Here is a 23994-nt window from a genome sequence, read left to right as displayed (position 1 = left end):
ATGCGGCGCAGCCTGACCACCTCCCAGACTGAGGACGGTCGATGAAATCCCTGAAACTGTTGTTGCGGTTCGCCACCATCGGCGGACTGATCCTGCTGCTGTTGATTCCGTTGTTGCTGATCCGTGGCGCGGTGCAGGACCGCGCGCGCTACCGCGACCAGGCGGTGGAGCGGGTGGCGCAGAGCAAGGCGGGCGAGCAGCAATTCATTGCGCCGGTACGCGTGCTGCCCTATACCGAAGACGTGCAGGTGACCGAGCCGGACGAGCAGGGCAACCAGCGCAAGGTGTGGCGCAAGCGCGAGGGCGCGCTGTTGCAGACGCCGCGCAGCCTGAAGCTCAGCGGCGAGATGGTGCCTTCGGTGCGCGAGGTGGGCCTGTATCGCGTGCAGGTGTATTCGTGGAAGGCGACCCTGCACGCGGAATACGCCCCCTTTGACTATGCCGCCGCACCGACCCGCGTGTATGGCCAGCCGCATCTGGCGGTGGGCATTTCCGATGTGCGCGGGCTGGTGGGCACGCCGCGTCTGCAGGTGGACGGCCGTGCGGCGACGCTGGAAAGCGGTGCCGGCGCGCTGGCGGATCGATCGACCGGTGTGCATGCCGAGCTGAGCCCCCTGGCCGACCCGCTCGCCGGGCGGCTGCAGGAAGGCAATGTGGTGGACATGCAGTTCGTGCTGGACGGTACCCGCCGGCTGGCCATCGCACCGATCGCCGACAACAACGAGATTGCGTTGCGCTCCAGCTGGCAGCACCCGTCCTTCGGCGGGCGCTTCCTGCCGAATGCGCCCACCATCAGCGATCGCGGCTTCGATGCCAGCTGGTCGTTGTCGTCCCTGGCCACCGGCGCGCAGACGCAGCTGCAATCCAGCCAGTCGTCGCTGGATACGCTGGAAGTGCGCCTGGTCGACCCGGTGGACGTGTATACCCAGGCCGATCGCGCCAGCAAGTACGGCATTCTGTTTGTGGTGCTGACCTTCGTGGCGTTCGTGCTGTTCGAGCTGATCAAGCGCTTGCCGATCCACCCGCTGCAATACCTGCTGGTCGGCCTGGCGCTGGCGATCTTTTTCCTGCTGCTGCTGAGCCTTTCCGAGCACATCGCGTTCTGGCAGGCATATCTGGTGTCGGCGGCGGCGTGCATCGGGCTGCAGTGTTTCTATCTGTCCGGCGTCTTGCGCAGCTGGACGCGCGCGGCGGGCTTTTCGCTGATGCTCACTGCCTTGTATGGCGTGCTGTACAGCCTGCTGATCTCCGAAGACAACGCGCTGCTGATGGGCTCGTTGCTGCTGTTCGGCATCCTGGCCAGCATCATGTGGGTGACCCGCAAGCTCGATTGGTACGAGCTTGGCAACAGCCTGCGCTGAGGTCGGCATGCGCGCACATGCTCAGGTGATGCGGCGGGCGCAGCGTCTGCTGCCCGCCGGGATCGACACGGTGGCGCTGCTTCCCGCAGCGCCACCTTGGTGGGACTGTTCGCCGCTGTCGGCACTGCCGTTGGCGTGCGAGGGCCGCCGTGGGGTGATCGGGTTGCGCCTGGATGCGCGTACCGTGCAGGCGTTGCGCACGCACGGCTCTGCGTTCCTGCAGCGGCAGCGGCAGGCGAGGCCAACCGGCACGCCGGTTCGTGGCTATGGGCCCTGGCAACGCCTGAGCAACGGCAGTTACTGGGCGCGCAGCAGCGACGCCTTGCTCGGCGTGCTGGTGGCCCAGGACGAAGCGGCGGTGTGGTTGCTGTGGCAGCAGCCCGCCAGCACGGCCCGCGCGCATGGCGGCTGGCTGCGCTGAGGCGCGGCGGCACGGCATCGCCCCGGCCAGGCTCGCTTACCATGGCGCCATGACCAGGACCTCGCTCACCGTTGAAACCGTGCGTGGCGCTGCGGTGTTGCCGTATCTGGACGCGCTGGCGCAGTTGCGTATCGCAGTGTTCGCCGCATGGCCATACCTGTACGAGGGCGACACCGGCTACGAGCGCGAGTACCTGGCGGCCTATGCCGCCTCGCCGCAGAGCGTGTTCGTGCTGGCGCGCGACGGCGATGCGGTGGTCGGTGCATCCACCGGCCTGCCGCTGCTCGACGACAGCGATGCGTTCCATGCGCCGTTCCGCGCCGCCGGCATCGAGCCGGCCGGCGTGTTCTATTTCGGCGAATCGGTGCTGCTGCCGGCGTATCGCGGGCAGGGGCTCGGCCACGCCTTCTTCGACCAGCGCGAGGCGCATGCCCGCGCGCTGGGCCGGTTTGCGCTCACGGCCTTCTGCTCGGTAGAGCGGGCATCGGACGATCCGCGCAAACCTGCGGACTATCGCCCCAACGATGCGTTCTGGCGCAAGCGCGGTTACGCACCGCGGGCGGGGATGCAGGTGCGGCTGGAATGGGCGGAGTTGCAACGCGGCCCGGTCGACCACAGCTTGCGTGTCTGGACGCGCGCGCTGGACCCTTGAGCGCGCGCACGCGATCGCGCCGTTGCGTGCTCGTTGCTTTCCACTGTCGTGACAGGACTCTTGCCCATGAATGCGCCACTCACCATTGCCGTTGCCAAGTATCCGATCGGCCGGCCGAAGGACTTCGACGCCTTCGCTGCGCGCATGGCGGCGCTGGTCGGCGAGGCCGCCGCGGCCGGTGCACACGTGGCCGTGCTGCCGGAATATCTGTCGCTGGAGCTGGCCGCCACGTTCGGGACGCAGGTGTCTGCCGGCCTGCCCGAATCGCTGGCTGCGCTCCAGGCGCTGCGGGGGCGCTGGCTGGAGCTGTTTGCCGGCCTGGCGCGGCAACATCGGCTGCACCTGATCGCGGGAAGTTTTCTGCTGGATCTGGGCCAGGGCCGTTACCGTAACCGCAGCGACTGGTTCACGCCTGCCGGTGCTCACGGTTGGCAGGACAAGCTGCAGCTCACCGGGTTCGAAAAGGCCACCGGGCTGATCGAGCCGGGCGATGCGCTCAAGGTGTTCGACCTGGACGGCGTGCGCGCGGCGATTGCGATCTGCTACGACAGCGAATTCCCGTTGCCGGTGCGGGCCCAGTACGAGGCCGGCGCACGCCTGCTGGTCGTGCCCAGTTGCACAGACACCGCCGCCGGCGCCACCCGTGTGCGGGTCGGCTGTCTGGCACGCGCACTGGAAAACCGCATGTTCGTTGCGCAATCGGTGACCGCGGGCGAGGCGCCGTGGAGCCCGGCGCTGGACGTCAACACCGGCGAAGCGGCAGTGTTTGCGCCGATGGATGTGGGCTTTCCGGAAGACGGCGTAGTGGCGCAGACCCGGGGCGAGGCGGTCTGGGCGTACGCGGCGCTGGATGTCGCTGCCTTGGAGGCCAGCCGCGCGCAGGCGCAGGTGGCCAACGACCGCGATTGGCCCGGCCAGTGGGCGGCCGGCCTGGCGCGTGCCCGGCTGGCGCCGTGGGAGTGAGCGTGCGGTGATCGCGGCCGCGGCTTGGGCGCGGCGCCGCGTTAGCACCGCCTCGCCACGGTCCGTTCTGTGACGACGGCGCCCACCGGTGCGGCGGCCGTGGTGTACTGGCGGTCTTCTTCCGCACCGTCGCCCACCTGCTCAATGGCCAAGAAAACCCTGATTCCGCATAGCGTCCGGCTGGAGTTCACGCCTGGCGCACTGGTGCACAGCAATCTTTCCGGCGCGGCGTTCACCGACGACTGGCTGTGGGTCGCCGGCGACGAAGCCTGTGCAGTGGACCGGCTGCGCAAGCTGCCGCCCGGCCAGCGCGAGAGCCTGCGCTTCGGCGAGGGGCAGAGTTTTCCGCTGGCCGAGCTGCTGGACCTGCCCGGCGACGATGCCGAGGAAGCCGACCTGGAAGGCATGGGCCTGTCGGACGGGTATCTGTGGGTGGTCGGCTCGCACGGGTTGAAGCGCAAGAACGCCAAGCCCGGTCGCGACGATGCCGACAACGCCAAGCGCCTGAGCAAACTCAAACTCGATGCCAACCGCCGCCTGCTGGCCTGCCTGCCGATCGAGCGCGATGCCGACGGCACGCCGCAGCTGGTGCGCGAAGCCGCCGACGGTCGCCGCGCGTTGCGGCTCAAGGGCGACGCCAGGCATAACCAGCTCACCGAGCTGCTGGCCGACGACCCGCATTTCGGCCCGTTTTTGAAGATTCCGGGCAAGGACAACGGCTTCGATATCGAAGGCATCGTGGTGGATGGCCAGCGCCTGCTGCTGGGCCTGCGCGGGCCGGTGCTGCGCGGCTGGTCGGCGCTGCTGGAGATTGCGGTGGAGGCGCATGGCGACCACCTGCGCCTGGCACCGCTGGACGAGGACGGCACGCTGCTGCGCAAGCACTTCCTGCAGTTGGGTGGGCTGGGCATCCGCGACCTGCATTACTCCGGCGACGATCTGTACCTGCTGGCCGGGCCGACGATGGTGTTGAACGGCGAAATCCGCCTGTTCAAGTGGCCGGATGCGCGCAGCGCGCTGGCCGCCAATCGCGCGCCGGTGCGCTTTCAGCACGCGCTGCTGGCGTCGGCGGTGCTGCCGCATGGCACCGACAGCGACCGCGCCGAAGCCATCTGCAACCTGCCGCCGCAACTGGCCGGCGCCACGCCCAGCTGGCTGGTGCTGTACGACGCGCCCGGCCCGGCGCGCAGCGGCGGCGATTGCGTGGTATATGGCGACCTGCTGCGCAACCGCTGAACCGGCGGGCCGGGCAGGGGCCCGCTGCGCAAGGTAAAATCGGCGCACTCCCGTTTCGCCGAGCGCTCCATGACCTGCCGCACCCGCTTCGCTCCCAGCCCCACCGGTTACCTGCACATCGGCGGCGCCCGCACCGCCCTGTACTGCTGGCTGGAGGCACGCCACCGTGGCGGGCAGTTCGTGCTGCGCATCGAGGACACCGACCGCGAACGCAGCACCCAGGAAGCGATCGACGCCATCCTGGAAGCGATGGACTGGCTGGGCCTGCACTACGACGAAGGCCCGATCTACCAGACCCAGCGCGTGGCCCGCTATCAGGAGGTCGCCGAGCAGCTGCTCGCGCAGGGCAAGGCGTATCACGCCTACGAGACCCGCGAAGAGCTCGATGCGATGCGCGAAGCGGCGATGGCCCGGCAGGAAAAGCCCCGCTACAACGGCGCCGCCCGCGAGCAGAACCTGCCGTATCGCGACGACCCCAATCGGGTCATCCGCTTCAAGAACCCGGTCGGCGGCAGCGTGGTGTTCGAGGACCTGATCAAGGGCCGCATCGAGATCGCCAACAGCGAGCTCGACGACATGGTGATCTTCCGCCCGGACGGCTTCCCCACCTACAACTTCGCGGTGGTGGTGGACGACTGGGACATGGGCATCACCGAGGTGATCCGCGGCGACGACCACATCAACAACACCCCGCGCCAGATCAACATCTATGAAGCGCTGGGCGCACCGGTGCCCAGGTTCGCGCACATGCCGATGATCCTGGACGAGCAGGGCGCCAAGCTGTCCAAGCGCACCGGCGCGGCCGATGTCATGCAGTACAAGGACGCCGGCTACCTGCCGCACGCGTTGATCAATTATCTGGCACGCCTGGGCTGGTCGCATGGCGACCAGGAACTGTTCACCCCGCAGGAACTGCTGGACCTGTTCGACGTCAAGGACGTCAATTCCAAGGCCGCGCGCCTGGACATGGCCAAGCTGGGCTGGGTCAACCAGCACTATCTCAAGACCGACGACCCGGCCAGCATCGCCCCGCAGCTGGAATACCAGCTTGCCAAGCTGGGGGTGGACATCGCCGCCGGCCCGGCCGCTGCGGATGTGGTGGTGGCATTGCGCGAGCGCGTGCAGACCCTGAAGGAAATGGCCGAAAAAGCCGTGGTCTGGTACCAGCCGCTGGAAACCTACGACGAAGCGGCGGTGATGAAGCACCTGAAGCTGGGTGCCGAGGTACCGCTGGGCAAGGCGCGCGAACTGCTGGCTGCGCTGAGCGAATGGAGCGTGGAGGGCGTGTCGGCGGCGTTGCACGATGCGGCCGCTGCGCTGGAGCTGGGCATGGGCAAGGTCGCCCAGCCGCTGCGCGTGGCCATCACCGGCACCCAGGTCAGCCCGGATATTTCTCAGACGGTGTACCTGGCCGGCCGCGAGGGCGCCTTGAAACGCATCGATGCGGCACTCATCAAGATTGGAGCGGCCTGACGCCGGAGCCTGTATGACCAAGCACACCCACGCCCAAGACCACGCCTGTACCGAGCCGCACCACCACGTCGACGACGCCAACGGCTTCGTGCGCGCGGTGGAGCGTGCCTGCAGCGAACGCGGCCTGCGGCTGACCCCCATCCGCGCCAACGTGCTGCGGTTGATTGCCGACGCCGGCAAGCCGGTCAAGGCCTACGAACTGCTGGACTGGGTGCGCGAGGGCAAGGGCGTGGGCGCCGATGCACCGCCCACGGTGTACCGCGCGCTGGATTTTCTGATGGCCAATGGCTTTGTGCACAAGCTCGAATCGGTCAACGCCTTCGTCGCCTGCCATCACCCCAACAGCGCCCAGCATTCGGTGCCGTTCCTGATCTGCGACCGCTGCCACAGCGCAGTGGAACTGGAAGACCGCGAGGTGGTCTCGCAGCTGGAAGCCCGCGCCAAGGCGCTCGGGTTCCAGCCGCAGGCGCAGACGCTGGAAGTGCACGGCCTGTGCGCCAAGTGCGCGGTGGCGGAGTGACGATCGCCTGGGCAACAGGCGGTTTATCTAGCCGGCGGCAATAGACACACGCGGTACTCCGCTGCCCGTGAATGGGTTCTGCTGCGCGTACAGCATTTCGGATTACGCGTCCGGGAAGTCCTCGTCGCGCCCGGGGGCGCTCCTACAGGGACGGATTGCTTGGCTGGATCGGTGCGCAGACGCGCCTCCACCGGTCGCTCGCCCTGTCCTGCGCGACAGCCTCATGCCGCTTCGGTGGCATCCGGTGTGCTGGCGCGCAGCCGCTGTGCATCGCGGGCCGGGGGTTCGCCCAGGATGCGCGCGTAGTCGCGGCTGAACTGCGAGGCGCTTTCGTAGCCGACCCGGAAGCCGGCGTCGGCGGCGGTGAGTGCCTCGGCCACCATCAGCCGGCGCGCCTCGTGCACGCGCAGGTGCGAGCGGTATTCCAGTGGCGTCATCGAGGTCACCGTCTTGAAATGCGCATGGAAGGTGGAGCGGCTCATGGCCGACAGGTCCGCAATCTGCTCGATGCTGAAACGCTGCGCATAGTGCTCGCGCAACCAGACGATGGCCTTGGAGATCTGGTTGAGCCGACTGTCGGCGATGGCCATCTGGCGCACCACCGCGTTGGCGGGATCGGCCATCAGACGGTACAGCAGCTCGCGGGTCACCAGCGGTGCCAGCGCGGCGATTTCCTGCGGCCGGTCGAGCAGGCGTGCCAGCCGCACGGCGGTGTCGTGCAGCGGCGGCGTGCTGTGGTTGAGCAGCAGGCCGGTTGCGGCAGCGTCGCGTTGCGGCTCGGCCAGTTCGGGGTGATGGATGGCCAGCTCGCTGAGTACGGCGGTGTCCAGATCCAGGCAGAAGCACAGGTACGGTTGCGCGGCGCTGGCCTGGGTGACCGAGCCGACGATGGGCAGATCCACCGAGGCCACCAGGTACATGTCCGGGTGATAGTCGTAGGACTGCGCGCCCAGCATCGCGCGCTTGCGGCCCTGCGCCACCAGGCACAGCATCGGCGTGTAGACGGTCGGGATGGACAGCGTTTGCGTGGAGCTGCGCATGATCTGCAGCCCGGCAATCGCGGTGGCATGCAGGCCGTCGGCCGGCGCATGCCGTAGTAACAGGGTGCTCAACTCGATCAGCGAAGGCATGCGCAACTCGTCGATGGTGCAGGGCGGCCCGGCCGCGACGGGCCGATCGTACAAGACCGCAGGTCATGCGGCCGGCAACGGGGTTGGCGAACGCAGCCGCCTGCACGAGCTCGCGCGTGGTCACCGACGCGATGGCCTGCCGGCGGCGCGGCGGCTGCTGATAGCGCGCTCACGCGCGCGCCGTATCATGGCGGCCCGCTCCCGTACCTGCGCCACCCATGCCTGCAAAGCCCTTGTCCCTGCCGACGCCGACCACCGCTGCCGAGTGGAAACGCCTCGAAGCTGCAGCCAGCGCAGAGCTCGCCCGGCGTACCGCACAGGCGCATCAGCAGATCCTGGGGCTGTTGAGCACGCATGGGCACCTGTTGAGCGATGCGCAGCGCCGCAGTCTGCACAAGCGCCTGCGACGCGGCGGGCGTTGAGCGTGTGCCGCCGGGCGCCTGAGGTAGGCGCCGCGGACTCGTCTGCGGCAGCGTGAGCCGGGATGCACACGACCGGCGCGATCAGGTCGCTGTAATAGCGCTTGCCGGTGTAGTGCGCCGACAGTTGCGCCCACGTGGCGCCATCGTCGTAGCCGAGCTGGAGATTGGCCAGCGTTCGAGCCGAGCCCACCACCTGCTTGTCGCGAATGGCCACCACGGCGCTGCCGGCCACGTCATCGTCGTCGTGGGCGTCGTTAGAGGAGCTGCTGCCGCAAAGCGACCAGTGCGTCAGAAAATTCCAGCTGGCCGCCAGCTCCACTCCCTGCAAGGTGGCGCCGCCGACGTTCTGCAGCACGGTCTGGTTGTCTACCGCCGCCGCGCTGATCGATGAGGCCAGCAAGCGATTGCGGGACTGCACGTGGTAGGCGGTGATGGCGCTCTGCACGGAGGCACCGGTGTGGCGGAAGCCCGGTTCGGTGGTGGCGGTCTTTTCCGGTTTCAGCGGCAAGGCCGCAGGCAAGGCGGCAGGGGAGTGGCATGGGCATGGAGTGACTCGCTGAGGGATGAGCTGTCGAGCAGCAGCCATGTCCTGCGGCAAGCGGCCTGATCGGTTTCTGCGGTGCGTCAGTGCTGCGCGTGCATACGGCTGCTCAACCCATTGCAGCGCCGTTGCATTCAACAGCGCTGGTGTCACGCGCCTGGTCACGCGACGCAAACCAGGCGCAGGCGCTCACTCCCGCGCAAGGTGCGTCACTCCCACGGCGGCCGCGTGCCCAACCGCTCCAGCAGGAAGTCCACGAACGCGCGCACCCGTGGTGGCTGCAGCCGGCGCGCCGGCATCACTGCGCTGATCTGCGAGGCGGGCGGCGGGTAGTCGGGCATGACCGCGACCAGGCGACCGCTGCGCAGTTCGTCGGCGATATGCCAGTACGAATGCACGGCGATGCCCTGGCCGGCCACCACCGCATCGCGCACCAGTTCGCCCAGGTTGCTTTCGAAGCGGCTCTGCATGCGCACGCGCACCAGCCCGCCGTCGGGCGTCTGCAGGGTCCACACATCCTGGCGGCCGTCGCGGCCCATCAGCAGCACGCCGGCGTGCTGCGCAAGTTCGTCCGGCGTGCGCGGCGTGCCGTGGCGATGGAGATAGTCGGGCGAGGCGGCGAGGGTGCGGCGGTTGTCGGCGATGCGCCGGGCCACCAGCCCGGAGTCGTCCAGCGGGCCGATGCGGATTGCCAGGTCGAAGCCCTGCCTGACCAGGTCCACCACGTCGTCGCTCAGATGCGCGCTGATGCGCAGGCGCGGGTGGCGCGCCTGGAATTCGGTGAGCAGCGGCGACACGAACTGCCGTCCGAAGGTGGCCGACAAGGTCATGCGCAGGACGCCGCCGACATCGTGTGCGCTCTCACGCAGATCGTCGGCCAGCGCCTCCAGATCGTCCACCAGCACCCGCCCGCGGTCGGCCAGCTGCTGGCCTTCGGCCGTCGGATGCAGGCGCCGCGTGGTCCGGTGCAGCAGGCGCACGCCGAGCTCGCGTTCCAGCCGCTTCAGGCGTTGGCTGGCCACTGCCACCGACAGGTCCAGGCTGTGCGCGGCGGCCGTGATCGACCCCAGGTCCAGCACGCGCAGGAACAAGGCGATGTCGCCGAGCCGGTCCATGCAATTCTCAACCATTTGTTGAAAGTGAATCAGGATAACAGGGCTGTTTGCACAGGGCGGCGCGGCGCAGGCTGTCGGCACTCCTTGCTGGCCAACGCCCATGTCCGCTGTAGCGTCTTCCCGTTTCCCGCCAGCACTGCTGGCATTGACCATTGGTGCCTTCGGCATCGGCACCACCGAGTTCGTGATCATGGGCCTGCTGCAGCAGGTGGCCGGCGATCTGGGCGTGTCGCTCAGCGCCGCCGGCCTGCTGATCAGCGGCTATGCGCTGGGTGTGTTCGTTGGCGCGCCGGTGCTGACGCTGGCCAGCGCCCGCCTGCCGCGCAAGGCGGTGCTGGTCGGGCTGATGCTGATCTTCACCGTCGGCAACGTGGCCTGCGCGCTGGCGCCGGATTACCCCACCCTGATGGTGGCGCGCATGCTGACCTCGCTCGCCCACGGCACCTTCTTCGGCGTGGGCGCGGTGGTGGCGACCTCGCTGGTGTCGCCGGAGCGGCGCGCGTCGGCCATCTCGCTGATGTTCGCCGGGCTCACCGTGGCCACCCTGCTCGGAGTGCCGGCCGGTGCCTGGCTGGGCCTGCAACTGGGCTGGCGGGCCACGTTCTGGGCGGTGGCGGTCATCGGCGTGCTCGCCACTGCGGCGGTGGCGCTGTGGGTGCCGGCGGCCGCAGGCGCGGCGGCGCCGGTGCCGTGGCGGCAGGAAGTGGCGGTGCTGGCACGTGGCCAGGTGCTGTTGGCGCTGGCAATGACGGTGGTGGGCTATGCCGGGGTCTTTGCGGTGTTCACCTACATCCAGCCGATGCTGGTGCAGGTCACCGGGTTCGCGCAGGCGGCCGTGTCGCCGGTCCTGCTGGTGTTCGGGGTGGGCATGATCGTGGGCAACCTGCTCGGTGGCCGGCTGGCCGACCGTCGCCCCACTGCTGCGTTGCTGGGCAGCCTGGGCGCCCTGGTGCTGGTGCTCGGGGCAATGGGATTGGTCCTGCACAGCAAGACCGCGATGGTGGTGTTTGTCGGTCTGCTGGGCGTGGCCGCGTTCGCCACGGTGGCGCCGTTGCAGCTGCGCGTGCTCGAACACGCGCGCGGCGCCGGCCAGAACCTGGCCTCCAGCCTGAACATCGCAGCGTTCAATCTCGGCAATGCGTTGGGTGCGTGGCTGGGCGGGGTGGTGATCGCCACGCGGGCCGGGCTGGTGGCCACCCCGTGGGTCGCCGCGCTGCTGACGGCCATTGGCCTGGCCATCGCGCTGTGGAGCGTGCACCTGCAACGTCGGCGCACTCTCGGGTCGGCCGGTTGTCTGCAGGCTCGCTGACGCTGCGCGGCGATCACGCTCCGCGCGTTGCCGCAGGCCTGGTGCTGCGGGCAGTGAGCGCGATGGCAGGCGCTGGTATCGAACACCTCGATCGATTCGCCCGGCAAGACCCGCTGGCAACTGCGCGTTGCCATCGCTGCGAGGCCGTTGCCGCTTGTTCCGTGCGTGTAGCGTTCGCGCTGTCGAGATAGACGCTGTGGTGATCGGAGCGTGCGCATGGCGACGGCTATTCCGGATTGCTTGCTTGGCAGCCACCGAGTTTCAGCCGTGCCGCCCGCCGTGTCCGTCCACACCGTCACCTGCAGGCGATGCGGATGGCGGCGAACGCGGCACGGCCCGCGAGCAGGCCGCGCCAGCGCTGAAGCAGTAGTGCAAGCGCCCGGCGTACCGAGCTTGCAGATGGTCTCGATGCCCAGGCACGGCCCGCGTGATGGCCGGGCGCCAGCACGCGGGACGGCTGCCGCCGTGGATCACCTGCGGCCGGTCACCAGCGGTAGGCCACCGACATCTGGTATTGCCGCCCGGCGATCGGCCGGCCCATGAACACCCCGCCGGTGGCAGCGCCGGGCACGCGCACATTGCCTTCGGTGAGCCCCAGCGTGTCGGTGACGTTGCTGCCGCTGGCGGTCACTTCCCAGTGATCGCCCACATGCAGATTGGCGCCGATATCGACCATGTCGTAAGACGGCAGGCGTTGGCTGTTGGCCAGGTCCGCGAAGCGCTCGCCGATGTAGGAATAGGTGGCGAACAGCTTGATGTCGCCGAACGGCAGCATCCAGTAATAGCTCGGCGTGAGCCGGAACTGCCGTTTGGGTTGGCGCATCACCTGGTTGCCGGTGAACTCGCGATAGTTGCGATAGTTCGCATCCAGCCACACCCCGGTACCGGCCAGCTCGAAGCCGCCGAACGGGCGGATGGCGCCTTCCACTTCCAGGCCGCGCGCGCGCGAATCGCCGACAGCGGTGAAGTTCTGGCCATTGGACAGGAATGCCTGGAACGGCGAATTCTTGAACGTGTTGTAGAACGCGGTGAGATACAGGTCGTAGCTGCTGGCGCCCGACTTCAACCCCAACTCGTATTGATCCACTTCCTGCACGCGGTTCTGTCCATCGCGCAGATTGTCGAAGCCGGGGAACTTCGCCCCCGAGTTGACCCGCGCAAACAGGCTGTTGTTCTGGTCGAGCGTGAAGTTCAGGCCGGCTGTCCACGAAAACGCTTCATCGTCCTGATCGATGCGCCGCGTGGTCGCCAGTGCCAACGAGGTGGCGTTGTCGTAAAGCGTGGCGGGGTTGCCGTCCAGGTCGACGGTTGCGGTGTCGTGCACATCGCCGGTGACACTCTGGCGCTCATAGCGCGCCCCCAGGTCCAGGCGTAGGCGCTCGTTGAGTTCCCACTCGTCGGCAACGAAGGCGGCGATATTTTCACCATCGTACTTCGCACGCAAATTGAAGAAGGCCGTGCTGGTAAACCCCTGGCGGGTGGCCTGGCGCCCGTCGTCCAGCGCCACGTCGATGCGGCGCGCATTGTTCTGGGCCGTGAGCAGCATGGTGTTGCCCAGGTACCAGGTGTCGGCCGAGGAATACTTGGCGTAATACGCGCCCACGGTGAGCGTATTGCCGGCAAACAACTCGCGGCTCAGGCGCAGGTCGTTGGTGAAGGAGTTCAGACGCTTGTCCACCGACCACCAGCCGGCTTCGAGCACCTGTTGATCTGTATCCACTGCACCGCCGCCATTGGTGTAGCTGGCGCTGCCGCCGCTGCCGTAGCTTGCAATGAAATCGCTCAAGCGCTGCGGTGCGTCGCCGGTGAACAGCGCATAGGTCGGCGCGCTGCCACTCATCACATTGAAGCGGTCGGCAACGGTCCAGCCGCCGCTTTCCCAGTTCCATTCGCCGCCGAACACATCGATATTGACGCCGCGCCCGTCGGCCAGATCGCGCCGCAACGTCTGGCCATTGGGCCCGACCAGCAGATCGACGTTGCGGAAGTCGCGGCCGAGCAGGGTGCCGGTCTGCGCATTCAGGCCGGGAAAGCTGGACAGATCGTTGCCGTTGTTGCGCGAGAGCAACGGAATGGCGGTGTAGAACGCGTTGTTGTCGTCGGTATGCCGCGCATAGAACGACAGCTCGCCGCTGTCCCAGCGCTTGCTCAGGGTGGCGCTGAACTGGCCGCCCTTGTCGGCAGCGAACTGCGGGTCGCGCACGCCGTCGGTTTCTCGGAAGAAGCCGCCTACGCTGTAGTACCAGCCATTGCCCATCGGTCCGCTGTTGAAGACGTCGATGCGACGCAGTGCGTTGTTGCCGCCGGTCAGGCGCACGCTGCCTTCGGGTTCGTCCTGGCCTTTTTTCTGGATGAAATTGACGGTGAGGCCAGGCTGGCCATTGGAGAAGATCGGGCTGGAGCCGCCACGCAACACTTCCATGCGCTCGACCGTATCGTCGACGCGGAACAGCGTTGAATTTTCCAGGAACGACAGGGTCGGCGGCGGGAACAACGGCGAGCCATCCAGCTGCATGGTCACGAACGGCGCATCGCCCTCGGACGGCATGCCGCGCACGAAGATGTTGGCGCCGGTGCCGCCGCCGCTCGGTTCGGCCCACACGCCGGGCACGATCTTGAGCAGGTCGGCGGTGCTTTGCGGCACCGCCTGCTGGATCTGCTCCGGGCTGGCGGTGGTGATCGAAAAACTGGCATCGCGTTTGGCCAGGCCCTTGAAGCGCGCGGTGCCACTGACGATCACCGCATCCAGTGTGGTGGCGTCCTGAGGACCCGCGGCGGGCGTGGCGGTCTGCGTATGGCCATCCGGTGCCAGCAGCACGGCGGCGATGGCAAGCGAGAGGGTGTAGCGGGGTGAGGAAAAACGCATGCGCAAGGTTCCTTGGTCTCGGTGCAAGAACGCTGCCGTGCCACGCAGTGGCGCGCATGCAACGGCAGGCAGTGCATGCGCGCGCCCGCGCTGTCGCGTCGCTGGGCGCCCCCTGTCAGCGCAGTGCAATGAAGTTTTAACCCCAGATGCGCCACAGCCTGTTGTGCGACGCAGCAGCTACGGCCTCGGTGTGTCGCTGCTCGCATGGCAGGGTGTGCCTGCGCTGTGGCGACCATCACATCCTGCGTCCCACGCGTCGCATGCAGTGACGGATGCAACTGCCTGCGTCGGTGCAGTGCCAATGCGCTGCGCGCCGGTACGTCGATACCGCGCATAAAAGAGGCCGCCCGAAGGCGGCCTCGCTTCCAGTCAGCGGGGGAGAGAGACCGCTGTCAGAAGAACATCCGCACGCCGAACGAGGCGCTGCGGCCGGGAAGCATCACGTCGTCCTTGAGGAAGGAGGTATGCACGCGCGCGTCCTGGTTGGTCAGGTTGTTGCCGTCCAGGAACACTTCCCACGCGTTGCTGCCGTGGTCCACGTGATACGCCAGATGCGCATCGACGAAGGTGTAGCCGTCGGTCGGGGTCTCGTTCACCGCCACCTTGTCCTGCTTCAGCGTGCGCGTGGCGCCGAGCGAGGCGCGCCACTGGTCGGCATTCCAGCGCATCTGCGCACCGAAACGGCCAGGCGCGATACGCGGCAGGTTGCCGCCGTCCTTCAGGCGCGCACGCACGGTGTCGCCGAATACGCGCAGGTCCCACGCACCGGTGTCGTTGTTGGCCAGGTGGAACGTGGCTTCGCCTTCGAAACCGTGGAAGATCGCGTCGGCCTGGGTCCACTGGCGGATCGGCAGGAAGTCGTTGTCTTCTTCGTTGAACCACTGGCCGCCGGTGTCGACGATGTAGACGAAGTCGTTGTAGCGGTTGTAGTACGCCGCCACCTTGGCGTCCACCCACTCGTTCTGGAAGTTCAGGCCCAACTCGGCCTGGTTGGCCTTTTCGGTCTTAAGATCGGCATCGCCGATCTCGAAGGCGAGCGTGGCGATGTGCGGGCCGTTGGCGAACAGCTCTTCCTCGGCCGGTGCGCGCTCGGCGTGGTCGAGGTTGGCGGTCAGTCGCCACTGTTCGTTGAAGCGGAAACCGCCGCTGGCCGAGAAGCTGGTCGGGGTGAAATCGCGGTCCACACCGATGTCGGTCTGGTACTTGACCTTGTCCACGCGCGCACCGACCTCGGCGGTCACCCGTTCCCAGCTGTTGCGCGCCACGGCGAAGGCGCCAAGCGAGCGGGTATCGGTCTTGGGCACGAAGGATTCTTCGCCGATCGCCTGGAAGGTGGTGTCGCTGCCCTGCAGGCCGAACGCAGTCTGCCAGCCGCCGCCGAAGGTGAAGGATGCTTCCACGCGGCCTTCGTTGGCGCGCTTGGTGAACACGGTGCCCACTTCGTCGCCTTCGAACTCGGTATGCGCGTAATCGGTATGGCCGAAGCTGTAGCGCAGCGCGCTGCCTTCGCCCCACGGATCGGTCAGCCCGCCCTTGAGGTCGTAGCGGTCCTGCTGCAGCTTCAACGAGACGCCGCGCTCGCCGATGGACGGGTCGCCTGGCTCGCCGGGGTTGCCGTAGTTGTCGCGGAACCGCGATGCCGACAGGCCCACGAAGCCCCAGTCTCCGGACAGCGATGCGCCGATCGAGCCCACCTTGGAATCGATCCAGCTGTTGAGCTGGCGGCCCTGCGGGGTGTCGTAATCGTTCTGGTTGCGGTACACGCCATCGGCATGAACCGACAGACCGCTGCCATTGCCGGCGTCGACGCGGAACATGTCGGTGTTGCCGTCCTTGTCGCCGCCGTCGAAGCGCACTTCGGCGCGCCCGCTGAAGCCGTCCACCGGCGTTTCGGCAATGCGCCCGTCAACCACGTTGACCACACCGCCAATGGCGCCGGAGCCGTACAGCAGCGTGGACGGGCCCTTGAGCACTTCGATCTGGTTGGCCAGGAACGGCTCGATCGCCGGCGAGTGGTCCTGGCTGACGGTGGACACGTCCTGGGTGGACAGGCCATCGCGCAGCACCGCCACGCGCGGGCCGTCCAGGCCGCGGATGATCGGCCGGCCCACGCCGGGGCCGAAGTTGGAACTCTGCACGCCCGGCAGGCTGGCCACCGTCTCGCCCAGGCTCGAGCTGCGCACTTCGTCCAGGCGTTCGCCGGCCAGCACCTCGACCGGGCGGCTCAGCTCACCGGCGGCATCGCGCAGCGGGCTGGCGGTGACGACGACCTTGTCCAGATCCTTGATATGGCGGCCGCTGGAGGGCGTGGCGTCGTGCCGGGTGTCCGAGGACGGTGGCGTCTGCGGGTCGCCAGCGGCCGACGCGTCGTCTGCCATGGCCAGGGCGGGGGACAGCAGGCCGGCCAATGCCAGCGAAAGGGCGGAGCGGCGCAGCGAGGGAACGAGGGAGGGGGACATATCGACCGGACTCTCAGAATTGTTACTGTATATCAATAGGATGGCGCAGCTTGCCTGCTGCGCCGACGGGCAAGACCCGCCCTGCGCGATGCAGTGATGCGGGGCTGGAACAAGGAAGATGTTATATTATTCCACGTCGCCGCGAGTACCTGCTGGAAGTCATGCCCCTACCCACGCTTCGCCATCTGCTCGACCGCTTCGGTGCAACCGGGTCGCTGCTGTGCGCCGTGCACTGCGCGGTGCTGCCGCTGGTCCTGGCCCTGGCGCCTTCGCTGGGCCTTTCTTTCTGGCTGGGGGACGGCGTGGAACTGGCCATCGTGGTGTTTGTGACCTTGCTGGGATTGTTCAGCCTGGTCCTGGGCTATCGCCGGCACAGGGCGCTGCATGCGCTGGCATTGCTGCTGCCGGGCCTGGCGTTGTTGTGGCTGGGCCTGCTGTACGACCCGCTGCATCACTCGGTGGTGCCGCACGCGGTGGTGATGACCTTGGGCGGCACCCTGGTGGGCATCGCCCATCTGGTCAATCTGCGTCTCAACCACGGGCACGGGCATGTCCACGATGCCAGCTGCGCGCACTGAGATCGGCTGAGTCGTTCGGCGGTCGGCAGGGTGCGCCAGCGACGCCTTGAGCTGTCGCAGGCACCTGATCGCAATGATGGGTATCCGCTACCGACCAGGCACGGGCGTGCTGCACGGGCGGGCCGCTTGCCCGGCGCCAGCGTTGGGCGGCTCTACCGTCGGGCTGCGCGCCTTGCGGCCGACGTGATAGGCTTGCCGGCCTTGCGCGAGGCGCCGCCGGTGCAAACCTCGCCAGACCCGTGCCAGCACGGGAATTTGTATTCACATTCAGGAGTCGACGAAATGGGTAAGGGTGACCGTAAGACCGCCAAGGGCAAGCGCTACAACGCCAGCTACGGCAATTCGCGTTCGCACGCGGTGAGCAAGGTTGTCGTGGGTGCAGCTGCCCCGGTTGCCAAGAAGGGTGTGGTCAAGGCGCCGGCCAAGAAGGCCGTTGCCAAGAAGACCGTTGCCAAGGCCGGTTGATTCCAGCCACTTCGCGACATCGAAACGCGGCGCTTGCGCCGCGTTTTTTTATGCCCGACATCAGCGCAACATGCTGTTCGTCTGCCTGTTGGCGTGCATGGACCGACGCTGGACCACGTGGACCATGCGGCGCATCACCGCCGTCGGTAGCCGCTGCAAATCAAGGCAAGACACTCAAGAGTGGCTTGCGCCATGGCATTCACCGGCGCTGTCCGTGATGGATCGGAGACAGCCTGCGCGCCTCACTGGTGCAACGTCTCTAGTGCGCTGTGTCCGCCGCCGGTGCGGTGTTCTTCGCCGCTGGGGTCAGCAACTGCTCGGCCAGCCCACGATAAATCGGCGTTTTGCACACCAGCCCCGACACCGCGCGTGCAATCAACACGGTGGCCAGGATCGGCAGCAGCATCTGGCTGGTGTCGGTGAGCTCCAGCGAGATCACCGCCGAGGTCAGCGGTGCCTGGGTCACGCCGGTGAGATAGGCGCACATGCCCAGCAGCACGAAGGTGCGCGGGTCCACGCCCGGCATCAGCAACGACAGGTTGTGGCCGATGCCGGCACCGACCGCCAGCGCCGGCGAAAACAGGCCACCCGGAATCCCCGCCAGATACGACACCAGATTGGCGATGAGCTTCATCAGCCCGAATTCGTGCCCCACCACCGCCTGCCCCTGCACCAGGCTGCGTGCCTGCTCGTAGCCGGTGCCGAAGGCGCCTTGCCCGAACACCAGCGCCAACCCGACCAGGGCTACGCCGCACAACGCCGCCAACAGCACCGGATGGCGCCGGCGCAGGCTGCCCAGCCAGCGCGGCTTGCCACTGACGCTGGCCAGCACCAGACGCGCAAAGATCCCGCCCAGCAGCCCGGCCACGCTGCCGCACAGCGCAATCGCCAGCCAGGCCTGGCCCAGTGGCAAGGCCACCGCCACCTTGCCGAAATACGTGTAGTTGCCCAGCACGCCCAGCGACACCACGCCGCCCACGATCACCGCGGTGAGCAGGGTGCCGGAAAAGCGGTGCTCGAAGCGCCCGCTCAATTCCTCGATCGCAAACACCACCCCCGCCAGCGGCGTGTTGAACGCCGCGGCAATGCCGGCGGCGCCGCCGGCCAGCAAAAAGTGCGAGAGCTCGCGTGGATCATGAAAGCCGAACCAGCGCCCGAACACATGCATCAGGCTGGCGCCGACATGCACGGTGGGGCCTTCGCGCCCGACCGAGGCGCCACCCAGCAACGACAACGTGGTCAAGGCAAGCTTGCCGATCGACACGCGCAGCGACAGGTTGGTCTCGCGAAACGCCGGGTCCGGATGCTCCAGCGCGGCGATGACCTGCGGAATGCCGCTGCCACGGGTGGGACGCAGGGCGCCGGCGGTGAGCCAGGCAAGCAGGGCGAAGATGCCCGGCGTCAGCAGCAGTGCCCACCAGATCGAGTGTGCGGTGATGCGCTGGAACAGGTGGAAGGCCGCATCGCTGGCCTTGGCGAACACGATCGCCACCAGAGCCACCGCGATCGCACCACCCCACAGTGCTGCGCGGCGACGCCAGCCTGCGCTGGACAACAACGGCCGCAGACGATGCGGCGACGGATCGGGAACGGACATCGCAGTGCGGCGACGGATCGGGAACGGACATCGCAGTATTGTCGCACCCACCGGCCGTCGCCGGTGAACAGTGTGCTCAGTGCATCAGTGTGTGACGTCCGGCGGCACGCGCAGTGCCGGCAGCAAGGTGGCCGGGTTGCCATCGTTCGGCGCAGCCGCAATGCCCAGCAGGCGCGTCATCAAGGCATACACATCGACGTTGTCGAAGCCGGGCAAGGTCTTGCCCTGTGCCAGGTCCGGGCCTTGCGCCACGAACACCGCACGCATCGATGGCAGCGACGGGTCGAAGCCGTGCGAGCCGCGCACGCCCTGCTGCGGGCGCCTGGCCAGTTTGTCCGGGAACAATGCGTCCCAGCCCTCATGCATCTGGCACACGATCGGTGGAATGCGCGGGTTGCTGCCGTAATGCCAGTGCGTCGGCAATTCTTCCTTGCGCCAGCAGTCGTACTGCGCATGCATGCCGAGCAGGGCGGCTTCGGCGGCGGCCTGTTGCCCGGGCATTGGCGCAAACCCGATCACCTGCCCGTCGGTGAGCGCGGTGGCCACCGTGGCCGGCGCGATGTCTTCCACGCTGATCGCATGGCCCGGCGCCACCTCGGCCATACCGTGGTCGGACACCACGATGATGTTGGTGCGCGCGCGGGTGCCGTCGCGCTGCATGCCGGCCAGCAGCCGGCCGATAGCGGCATCCACCGCGCGCACGCTGTCGGCGTATTCGCGCGACTCCGGGCCGTGGTCATGGCCGGCTTCGTCCACGTGTTCGAAGTACAGCGTGACCAATCGCTTGCGCGCGGCGCCGGAGTCGCCCAGCCAGCCGAGCACGGTGTCCACGCGTGCGTCCAGGCTGACGCCTTCTTCGTAATGGCGCCACTGGGTGGGCCGCACGCCCTGGATCGCCGCTTCGCTGCCCGGCCACGACCATGTCGCCGCATGCAGGCCGGCGTTTTCTGCGCCCACCCACAACGGCTGGCCACCCCACCAGCGCGCATCGCCTACGGCCTCGGGCTTGCTCAGCCAGAAACTGCCCAGCGCCGGGTCGCGCATGCTGTTGTGCACGATGCCGTGGTGGTCCGGGCGCAGCCCGGTGACCAGCGTGTAATGGTTGGGAAAGGTCAGCGACGGATACGACGGCGTCATCCAGCGCGCACGCACGCCCGCGCGCGCCAGCTGCGACAGGTGCGGGGTGATACCGCGGTCGAGCATGTCCGCACGCAGCCCGTCGATGGAGATCAGCAGCAAGGTGTGCGCGCTGGCGTCGGCTGCCGCGTCCTGTGCGGGCGACGCGGCAGCGGGCGAGGGTGGCGCAGCGCCACGGACGGAAGATTGCGAGGTACAGGCCGCGAGCAGCACGCTGGCCATTGCGGCGAACACAAGACGTCGGTCGATCATGCACGCGAGTGTAAGGCGCGTCGATGACGCCGCGAAGTCAGGGCGTGTGGGGCGGGTGTGCGTGGGCGAACAGATCGTCGGCGCGTGCACGCTGGCGTGGCGACCAGCCCTCCAGCTGCAACAACGCCTGCTTGGTCGGCAGGCCGCCGCCGAAGCCGGTCAACGCCCCGTTGGCGCCGATCACGCGGTGGCACGGCAACACGATCGGCAGCGGGTTGCGGCCGTTGGCGGCGCCCACCGCACGGCTGGCGGCAGGCCGCCCCACCGCCTGCGCCAGTTGCACGTAACTCCAGGTCTGGCCGAACGGAATCTGCGCCAGCGTGTGCCAGACCTCCAGTTGAAACGGCGTGCCGGCCGGCGCCAACGGCAGGTCGAAACGGCGTCGCCCGCCGTGCAGATAGTCCAGCAGTTGCTCGCGCGCCTCGCGCACCAGTGCGGCCTCCGGATCGTGCATCCAGCGCGCCCGCCCGGCGGCGTCGTAACGGTTCTGCGCGAACAGGATGTGGCGAAGGCCAGCGTGGTCGGCGGCCACGGTCAGCGCGCCGATCGGCGACGGGAAAGTGTCGTAACGCACTGCGCTCATGGGCGGGGTTCCTTGTGATCGACGGCCAGATGCCACAGGTGCAGCACCGCATACGCGCGCCATGGCCGCCAGGCCTGCGAGCGCGCCTCGGTGGCGCGCTCGCTCAGCCGCTCCGGCGCGCCAAGCACCTGCTGCAGGATCAGATCGCCGGCCGGAAACGCGTCCGGATGCGACAGCGCGCGCATGGCGATGTAGTGCGCGGTCCACGGTCCGATGCCGGGCAGGGCAGTACAGGCCGCGACGAAATCGACCAGCCGCTGGCCGGCACCGAACTGCAGCCGGCCCTGCGCACAGGCGCCGGCCAGCGCCCGCAAGGTGGCGGCGCGGGCGCGTGGCAGGCCCAGCTGTTCCAGCGGTGCGTCGGCCAGTTGCTCGGGGGTTGGAAAACTGCGGTCCAGGCCTGGCGGCATGTCGGCATGCTGGCCGCCGTGGCGGTCGACCAGGCGCGCCGCCAGCGTCGTGGCACCGGCCACGCTGATCTGCTGGCCCAACACCGCACGCACGGCCACTTCGAACCCGTCCCATCCCCCCGGCACGCGCAGGCCGGGCCGGCGCGCAATCGCCTCGGCCAGCAGCGGCTCCCGGGCAAGCGTGGCGTGCACGGCCTGCAGGTCCGCGTCCAGGTCGAACAGCCGGCGCACGCGGCGCACGATCTGCGGGATCCGGCGTGGGTCGGTGGCGCCGATGCGCAGCAGCAGCTCGGCGCGCTGCGGCGCCGGTGCGACCTCGATCACGCTGGCGTTGCCGGGCGTGCCGATCACGCGCCGGTAGCTGCCGGCGTCGATCTGCTCGATCCCCGGGATCGAGCGCCGCCGCAAAAATGCCAGCATCGCCGGCCAGTCCAGCGGCGGCCGATAGCCCAGGCGCAGCGTGAGTTCGCCGCCGGGGACTTCGGCGCGCTGCCTGCGCAAGGCCGACGGCGGCATCCCGCAGCCCTGCACGAAGGCCGCATTGAAGCGGCGCAGGCTGTTGAAACCCGCGGCCAGCGCGACCTCGGTCACCGGCAGTGCGGTTTCGGTGAGCAGTTGCTTGGCCAGCAGCAGCCGACGCGTGCCATGCACCTGGATCGGCGTGGCGCCGAGCTGCTGCACGAACTGCCGCTGCAACTGCCGCGCACTCACGCCGATCGCATCGGCCAGGGTCTGCACCGGCTGCTCCTGCAACACGCCGTCGGCGATCATCGCCAGGGCACGCTGCACGCTCTCCTCGCCCAGATGCTGCTGCGCCTGCGGCGACAGCTCCGGCCGGCAGCGCAGGCATGGTCGGTAGCCGGCTGCACTGGCCGCCGCCGCGCTCGGGTAGTAGCTGACGTTGCCCGGCTTGGGCGCCGGCGCCGGGCACACCGGGCGGCAATAAATGCCGGTGCTGCGCACGGCGGTAAAGAACAGCCCGTCGAAGCGCGCATCGCGCGCCAGGCGGGCGCGGTCGCATTGGGTCCGGTCGGGCGTGAGCGATTGCATGGCGCCAGTCTATGCGCTGCCCATCGCCCCGGCTGGCCGTTTTCGGACAGCACTGTGCTCAGCGTGACGCCGCCTCGTCCGACGCGACGATGTGCAACCGCCGCGACGTCAGCGTCGCTGTGCCGGAGTGCGATGCCGCCGGATGCTACGCACGCGTGCCGGCAGCTGGCCTGACAGGTGCCGGGTTAAGGTCGGGTTCGGGGCATGCTGCGCGTCCGCCCTAGACTGGGAGCCCGCTCACGCTCTCGATGGCCCGCACCCGATGTTGAAACCGCTTTGCCTGTCCCTTGCGTGTCTGCTTCTGCTGGCGGCGTGCGATCGCACCGGCACCTCCGCCGATGCCGCGATGGCGCAGCAGAACGGCGGCGCGCAGGCCGGCGACGGCGACCATATGGTGTCGGTGGATACGCCCGAGCCGGTGCCGCCGCCGCGCCCGCGTACCCAGGCCGGCGAGGCGGGTTGGCCGCAGGCCGAGCTTGACGCCGGCCAGGCCTGGATCAGCTGCGCCACCGATTACGGAAAGGAGGCCGGCGACGGCACGCTGCTGCCGGCGCTGGATCGCGCCAGCGTGGAAGCGGCGCTGGCGCCGTGCCGCGACACCGGGCTGCTGCGGGTGCGCTACGCCGGCAAGATCAACGCCGGCTTTGCCGCGCTGGTCTGGCGGCTGGCGGCAGTGGCCGAGCAGTGGCGTCTGCCGCATCGCATCCTGGATCTGGACTCCAGCGGCGGGCAGGTGGAGGCCGCGATCCGCGCCGGCGACACCATCGGCGAATCCAACTGGACGATCTGGGTGCGCGAAGGCTCGATCTGCCACAGTGCCTGCGTGTTCGTGCTTGCCGCCGGCGACAACCGTCTGGTGGCCGGCAAGGTCGGCATCCACCGGATGATGCGGATCAGCTCCAAGGCCACTTCGCGGGCCGAGCTCAATCGCGAGCTGCGCGAGGTCTACGGCAACGTCAAGGATTACCTGGAGCGCAACGGCGTGGCAGTGGCGGTGGCCGACCTGATGATGACGGTGCCCAACCGCAGCCTGCGCCTGCTCACCATGGAAGAGCTGCGCGAATACGGGCTGGACGGCACCAATGCCGTGCAGGACGACCTGGAGCGAATCCGCCAGATGCGCAAGTGCGGCGATGCGTTCGTGCGCCGCAAGGATGCGTTTCTGGTCGCCTTCGACCAGAAGTGCAAGGGCGAGGGCGCGGACCTGGATGCGGTCAACGCCTGCGGCCTGGCCTTGAAGCAACGCTTCGGCTTTCCGGATGCGGCCTGCCCGGAAGAAAGCCCGCTGGCGGAAACCGACGCGGCGGCCCTGCCGACCACCCCGGCGGCCGACGCGCAGCGCGATGCCGCCCCCGCAGAGCAGGCACCGGCCGCACCGGACGCCCAGCCGGCCGCCGAGTCCGCGCTGCCGTCAGCCGCCCAGGCCGACGGTTGAGGTCGGCCGCAGGTTTCAC

The 23994-nt window shown here is 68.3% G+C and carries 20 protein-coding genes and 1 pseudogene; 12 read left to right on the top strand and 9 right to left on the bottom strand.

What is annotated here, in order from left to right; all coding sequences use genetic code 11:
* Positions 1-41 precede the first annotated feature (41 nt).
* The 7 genes from creD (at position 42) to ACCQ10_RS13845 (ending at position 6626) form a co-directional block, all read left to right on the top strand.
* Positions 42-1361, top strand: a complete 1320-nt coding sequence (creD, locus tag ACCQ10_RS13875) for a cell envelope integrity protein CreD (protein WP_372361012.1) — start codon at positions 42-44, stop codon at positions 1359-1361.
* 7 nt (positions 1362-1368) lie between these two features.
* Entirely contained in the window at positions 1369-1782 is a 414-nt protein-coding gene (locus tag ACCQ10_RS13870; RefSeq protein ID WP_372361011.1) for a hypothetical protein, read from the top strand.
* 49 nt (positions 1783-1831) lie between these two features.
* A complete protein-coding gene (locus tag ACCQ10_RS13865; RefSeq protein WP_372361010.1) occupies positions 1832-2434 on the top strand; it encodes a GNAT family N-acetyltransferase in 603 nt (200 codons plus the stop codon).
* 66 nt (positions 2435-2500) lie between these two features.
* Positions 2501-3397, top strand: coding sequence for a carbon-nitrogen hydrolase family protein (locus tag ACCQ10_RS13860; protein ID WP_372361009.1), 897 nt, complete (start codon positions 2501-2503; stop codon positions 3395-3397).
* A gap of 144 nt (positions 3398-3541) precedes the next feature.
* Positions 3542-4633 (top strand): DUF3616 domain-containing protein, encoded by a 1092-nt coding sequence (locus ACCQ10_RS13855; protein ID WP_228314107.1) that lies wholly within the window; start codon positions 3542-3544, stop codon positions 4631-4633.
* Between the two features lie 69 nt (positions 4634-4702).
* On the top strand, positions 4703-6106 hold the full coding sequence (gltX, locus tag ACCQ10_RS13850) for a glutamate--tRNA ligase (protein WP_372361008.1): 1404 nt from the start codon (positions 4703-4705) through the stop codon (positions 6104-6106).
* Positions 6107-6119: 13 nt separating this feature from the next.
* The gene (locus tag ACCQ10_RS13845; protein WP_039413527.1) at positions 6120-6626 is read left to right on the top strand and encodes a transcriptional repressor; all 507 of its coding nucleotides are present in this window, start codon (positions 6120-6122) and stop codon (positions 6624-6626) included.
* A gap of 221 nt (positions 6627-6847) precedes the next feature.
* Here the strand turns inward: ACCQ10_RS13845 and ACCQ10_RS13840 are convergent, their stop codons facing one another.
* Entirely contained in the window at positions 6848-7756 is a 909-nt protein-coding gene (locus ACCQ10_RS13840; protein WP_372361007.1) for an AraC family transcriptional regulator, read from the bottom strand.
* Between the two features lie 218 nt (positions 7757-7974).
* On the opposite strand from ACCQ10_RS13840, the gene ACCQ10_RS13835 reads away from it, so the two are divergent.
* Positions 7975-8178 carry a hypothetical protein gene (locus tag ACCQ10_RS13835; RefSeq protein WP_372363126.1) on the top strand — a complete coding sequence of 68 codons (204 nt, stop codon included), beginning with the start codon at positions 7975-7977 and terminating at the stop codon, positions 8176-8178.
* 142 nt (positions 8179-8320) lie between these two features.
* On the opposite strand, the pseudogene ACCQ10_RS13830 reads toward ACCQ10_RS13835, so the two are convergent.
* Positions 8321-8764 (bottom strand): annotated as a pseudogene (locus ACCQ10_RS13830) (TonB-dependent receptor domain-containing protein); the annotation flags it as partial.
* Between the two features lie 164 nt (positions 8765-8928).
* Complete coding sequence (locus ACCQ10_RS13825; protein ID WP_039564203.1) at positions 8929-9834, bottom strand: LysR family transcriptional regulator; 906 nt, start codon at positions 9832-9834, stop codon at positions 8929-8931.
* Positions 9835-9934: 100 nt separating this feature from the next.
* Between ACCQ10_RS13825 and ACCQ10_RS13820 the strand changes: the two genes are divergently transcribed.
* Complete coding sequence (locus tag ACCQ10_RS13820) at positions 9935-11143, top strand: MFS transporter (RefSeq protein ID WP_372361006.1); 1209 nt, start codon at positions 9935-9937, stop codon at positions 11141-11143.
* Positions 11144-11627: 484 nt separating this feature from the next.
* On the opposite strand, the gene ACCQ10_RS13815 is transcribed toward ACCQ10_RS13820, so the two are convergent.
* On the bottom strand, positions 11628-14009 hold the full coding sequence (locus ACCQ10_RS13815) for a TonB-dependent receptor (protein ID WP_372361005.1): 2382 nt from the start codon (positions 14007-14009) through the stop codon (positions 11628-11630).
* Positions 14010-14401: 392 nt separating this feature from the next.
* Positions 14402-16468 carry a TonB-dependent receptor gene (locus tag ACCQ10_RS13810; RefSeq protein WP_372361004.1) on the bottom strand — a complete coding sequence of 689 codons (2067 nt, stop codon included), beginning with the start codon at positions 16466-16468 and terminating at the stop codon, positions 14402-14404.
* A 161-nt stretch (positions 16469-16629) separates the two neighbouring features.
* Between ACCQ10_RS13810 and ACCQ10_RS13805 the strand changes: the two genes are divergently transcribed.
* Both ACCQ10_RS13805 and ACCQ10_RS13800 read left to right on the top strand, forming a co-directional pair.
* Complete coding sequence (locus ACCQ10_RS13805) at positions 16630-17046, top strand: MerC domain-containing protein (protein WP_166745043.1); 417 nt, start codon at positions 16630-16632, stop codon at positions 17044-17046.
* Between the two features lie 282 nt (positions 17047-17328).
* Complete coding sequence (locus tag ACCQ10_RS13800) at positions 17329-17511, top strand: 30S ribosomal protein THX (protein WP_008571876.1); 183 nt, start codon at positions 17329-17331, stop codon at positions 17509-17511.
* 259 nt (positions 17512-17770) lie between these two features.
* Here the strand turns inward: ACCQ10_RS13800 and ACCQ10_RS13795 are convergent, their stop codons facing one another.
* The 4 genes from ACCQ10_RS13795 to ACCQ10_RS13780 form a co-directional block, all read right to left on the bottom strand.
* Positions 17771-19108, bottom strand: coding sequence for a chloride channel protein (locus ACCQ10_RS13795; RefSeq protein ID WP_372361003.1), 1338 nt, complete (start codon positions 19106-19108; stop codon positions 17771-17773).
* Positions 19109-19192: 84 nt separating this feature from the next.
* Positions 19193-20497 (bottom strand): alkaline phosphatase family protein, encoded by a 1305-nt coding sequence (locus ACCQ10_RS13790; protein ID WP_372361002.1) that lies wholly within the window; start codon positions 20495-20497, stop codon positions 19193-19195.
* Between the two features lie 37 nt (positions 20498-20534).
* On the bottom strand, positions 20535-21080 hold the full coding sequence (locus ACCQ10_RS13785; protein ID WP_372361001.1) for a methylated-DNA--[protein]-cysteine S-methyltransferase: 546 nt from the start codon (positions 21078-21080) through the stop codon (positions 20535-20537).
* Positions 21077-22540 (bottom strand): AlkA N-terminal domain-containing protein, encoded by a 1464-nt coding sequence (locus tag ACCQ10_RS13780; protein ID WP_372361000.1) that lies wholly within the window; start codon positions 22538-22540, stop codon positions 21077-21079. Before ACCQ10_RS13780 ends, ACCQ10_RS13785 begins: the two co-directional genes overlap by 4 nt.
* Before the next feature lie 262 nt (positions 22541-22802).
* On the opposite strand from ACCQ10_RS13780, the gene ACCQ10_RS13775 reads away from it, so the two are divergent.
* On the top strand, positions 22803-23975 hold the full coding sequence (locus ACCQ10_RS13775; protein WP_372360999.1) for a COG3904 family protein: 1173 nt from the start codon (positions 22803-22805) through the stop codon (positions 23973-23975).
* The last annotated feature ends 19 nt before the right edge of the window (positions 23976-23994 follow it).

Source organism: Xanthomonas sp. NCPPB 1325, assembly GCF_041477645.2.
Lineage (GTDB): Bacteria > Pseudomonadota > Gammaproteobacteria > Xanthomonadales > Xanthomonadaceae > Xanthomonas > Xanthomonas cannabis.
The sequence above is the reverse complement of the archived record's forward strand: the minus strand, read 5'-3'. Positions and strand labels throughout refer to the sequence as shown.

Coding starts and splice junctions, on each gene's coding strand:
- creD (WP_372361012.1), top strand. CDS start 42: ATGAAATCCCTGAAACTGTTGTTGCGGTTCGCCACCATCGGCGGACTG.
- ACCQ10_RS13870 (WP_372361011.1), top strand. CDS start 1,369: ATGCGCGCACATGCTCAGGTGATGCGGCGGGCGCAGCGTCTGCTGCCC.
- ACCQ10_RS13865 (WP_372361010.1), top strand. CDS start 1,832: ATGACCAGGACCTCGCTCACCGTTGAAACCGTGCGTGGCGCTGCGGTG.
- ACCQ10_RS13860 (WP_372361009.1), top strand. CDS start 2,501: ATGAATGCGCCACTCACCATTGCCGTTGCCAAGTATCCGATCGGCCGG.
- ACCQ10_RS13855 (WP_228314107.1), top strand. CDS start 3,542: ATGGCCAAGAAAACCCTGATTCCGCATAGCGTCCGGCTGGAGTTCACG.
- gltX (WP_372361008.1), top strand. CDS start 4,703: ATGACCTGCCGCACCCGCTTCGCTCCCAGCCCCACCGGTTACCTGCAC.
- ACCQ10_RS13845 (WP_039413527.1), top strand. CDS start 6,120: ATGACCAAGCACACCCACGCCCAAGACCACGCCTGTACCGAGCCGCAC.
- ACCQ10_RS13840 (WP_372361007.1), bottom strand. CDS start 7,756: ATGCCTTCGCTGATCGAGTTGAGCACCCTGTTACTACGGCATGCGCCG.
- ACCQ10_RS13835 (WP_372363126.1), top strand. CDS start 7,975: ATGCCTGCAAAGCCCTTGTCCCTGCCGACGCCGACCACCGCTGCCGAG.
- ACCQ10_RS13825 (WP_039564203.1), bottom strand. CDS start 9,834: ATGGACCGGCTCGGCGACATCGCCTTGTTCCTGCGCGTGCTGGACCTG.
- ACCQ10_RS13820 (WP_372361006.1), top strand. CDS start 9,935: ATGTCCGCTGTAGCGTCTTCCCGTTTCCCGCCAGCACTGCTGGCATTG.
- ACCQ10_RS13815 (WP_372361005.1), bottom strand. CDS start 14,009: ATGCGTTTTTCCTCACCCCGCTACACCCTCTCGCTTGCCATCGCCGCC.
- ACCQ10_RS13810 (WP_372361004.1), bottom strand. CDS start 16,468: ATGTCCCCCTCCCTCGTTCCCTCGCTGCGCCGCTCCGCCCTTTCGCTG.
- ACCQ10_RS13805 (WP_166745043.1), top strand. CDS start 16,630: ATGCCCCTACCCACGCTTCGCCATCTGCTCGACCGCTTCGGTGCAACC.
- ACCQ10_RS13800 (WP_008571876.1), top strand. CDS start 17,329: ATGGGTAAGGGTGACCGTAAGACCGCCAAGGGCAAGCGCTACAACGCC.
- ACCQ10_RS13795 (WP_372361003.1), bottom strand. CDS start 19,108: ATGTCCGTTCCCGATCCGTCGCCGCATCGTCTGCGGCCGTTGTTGTCC.
- ACCQ10_RS13790 (WP_372361002.1), bottom strand. CDS start 20,497: ATGATCGACCGACGTCTTGTGTTCGCCGCAATGGCCAGCGTGCTGCTC.
- ACCQ10_RS13785 (WP_372361001.1), bottom strand. CDS start 21,080: ATGAGCGCAGTGCGTTACGACACTTTCCCGTCGCCGATCGGCGCGCTG.
- ACCQ10_RS13780 (WP_372361000.1), bottom strand. CDS start 22,540: ATGCAATCGCTCACGCCCGACCGGACCCAATGCGACCGCGCCCGCCTG.
- ACCQ10_RS13775 (WP_372360999.1), top strand. CDS start 22,803: ATGTTGAAACCGCTTTGCCTGTCCCTTGCGTGTCTGCTTCTGCTGGCG.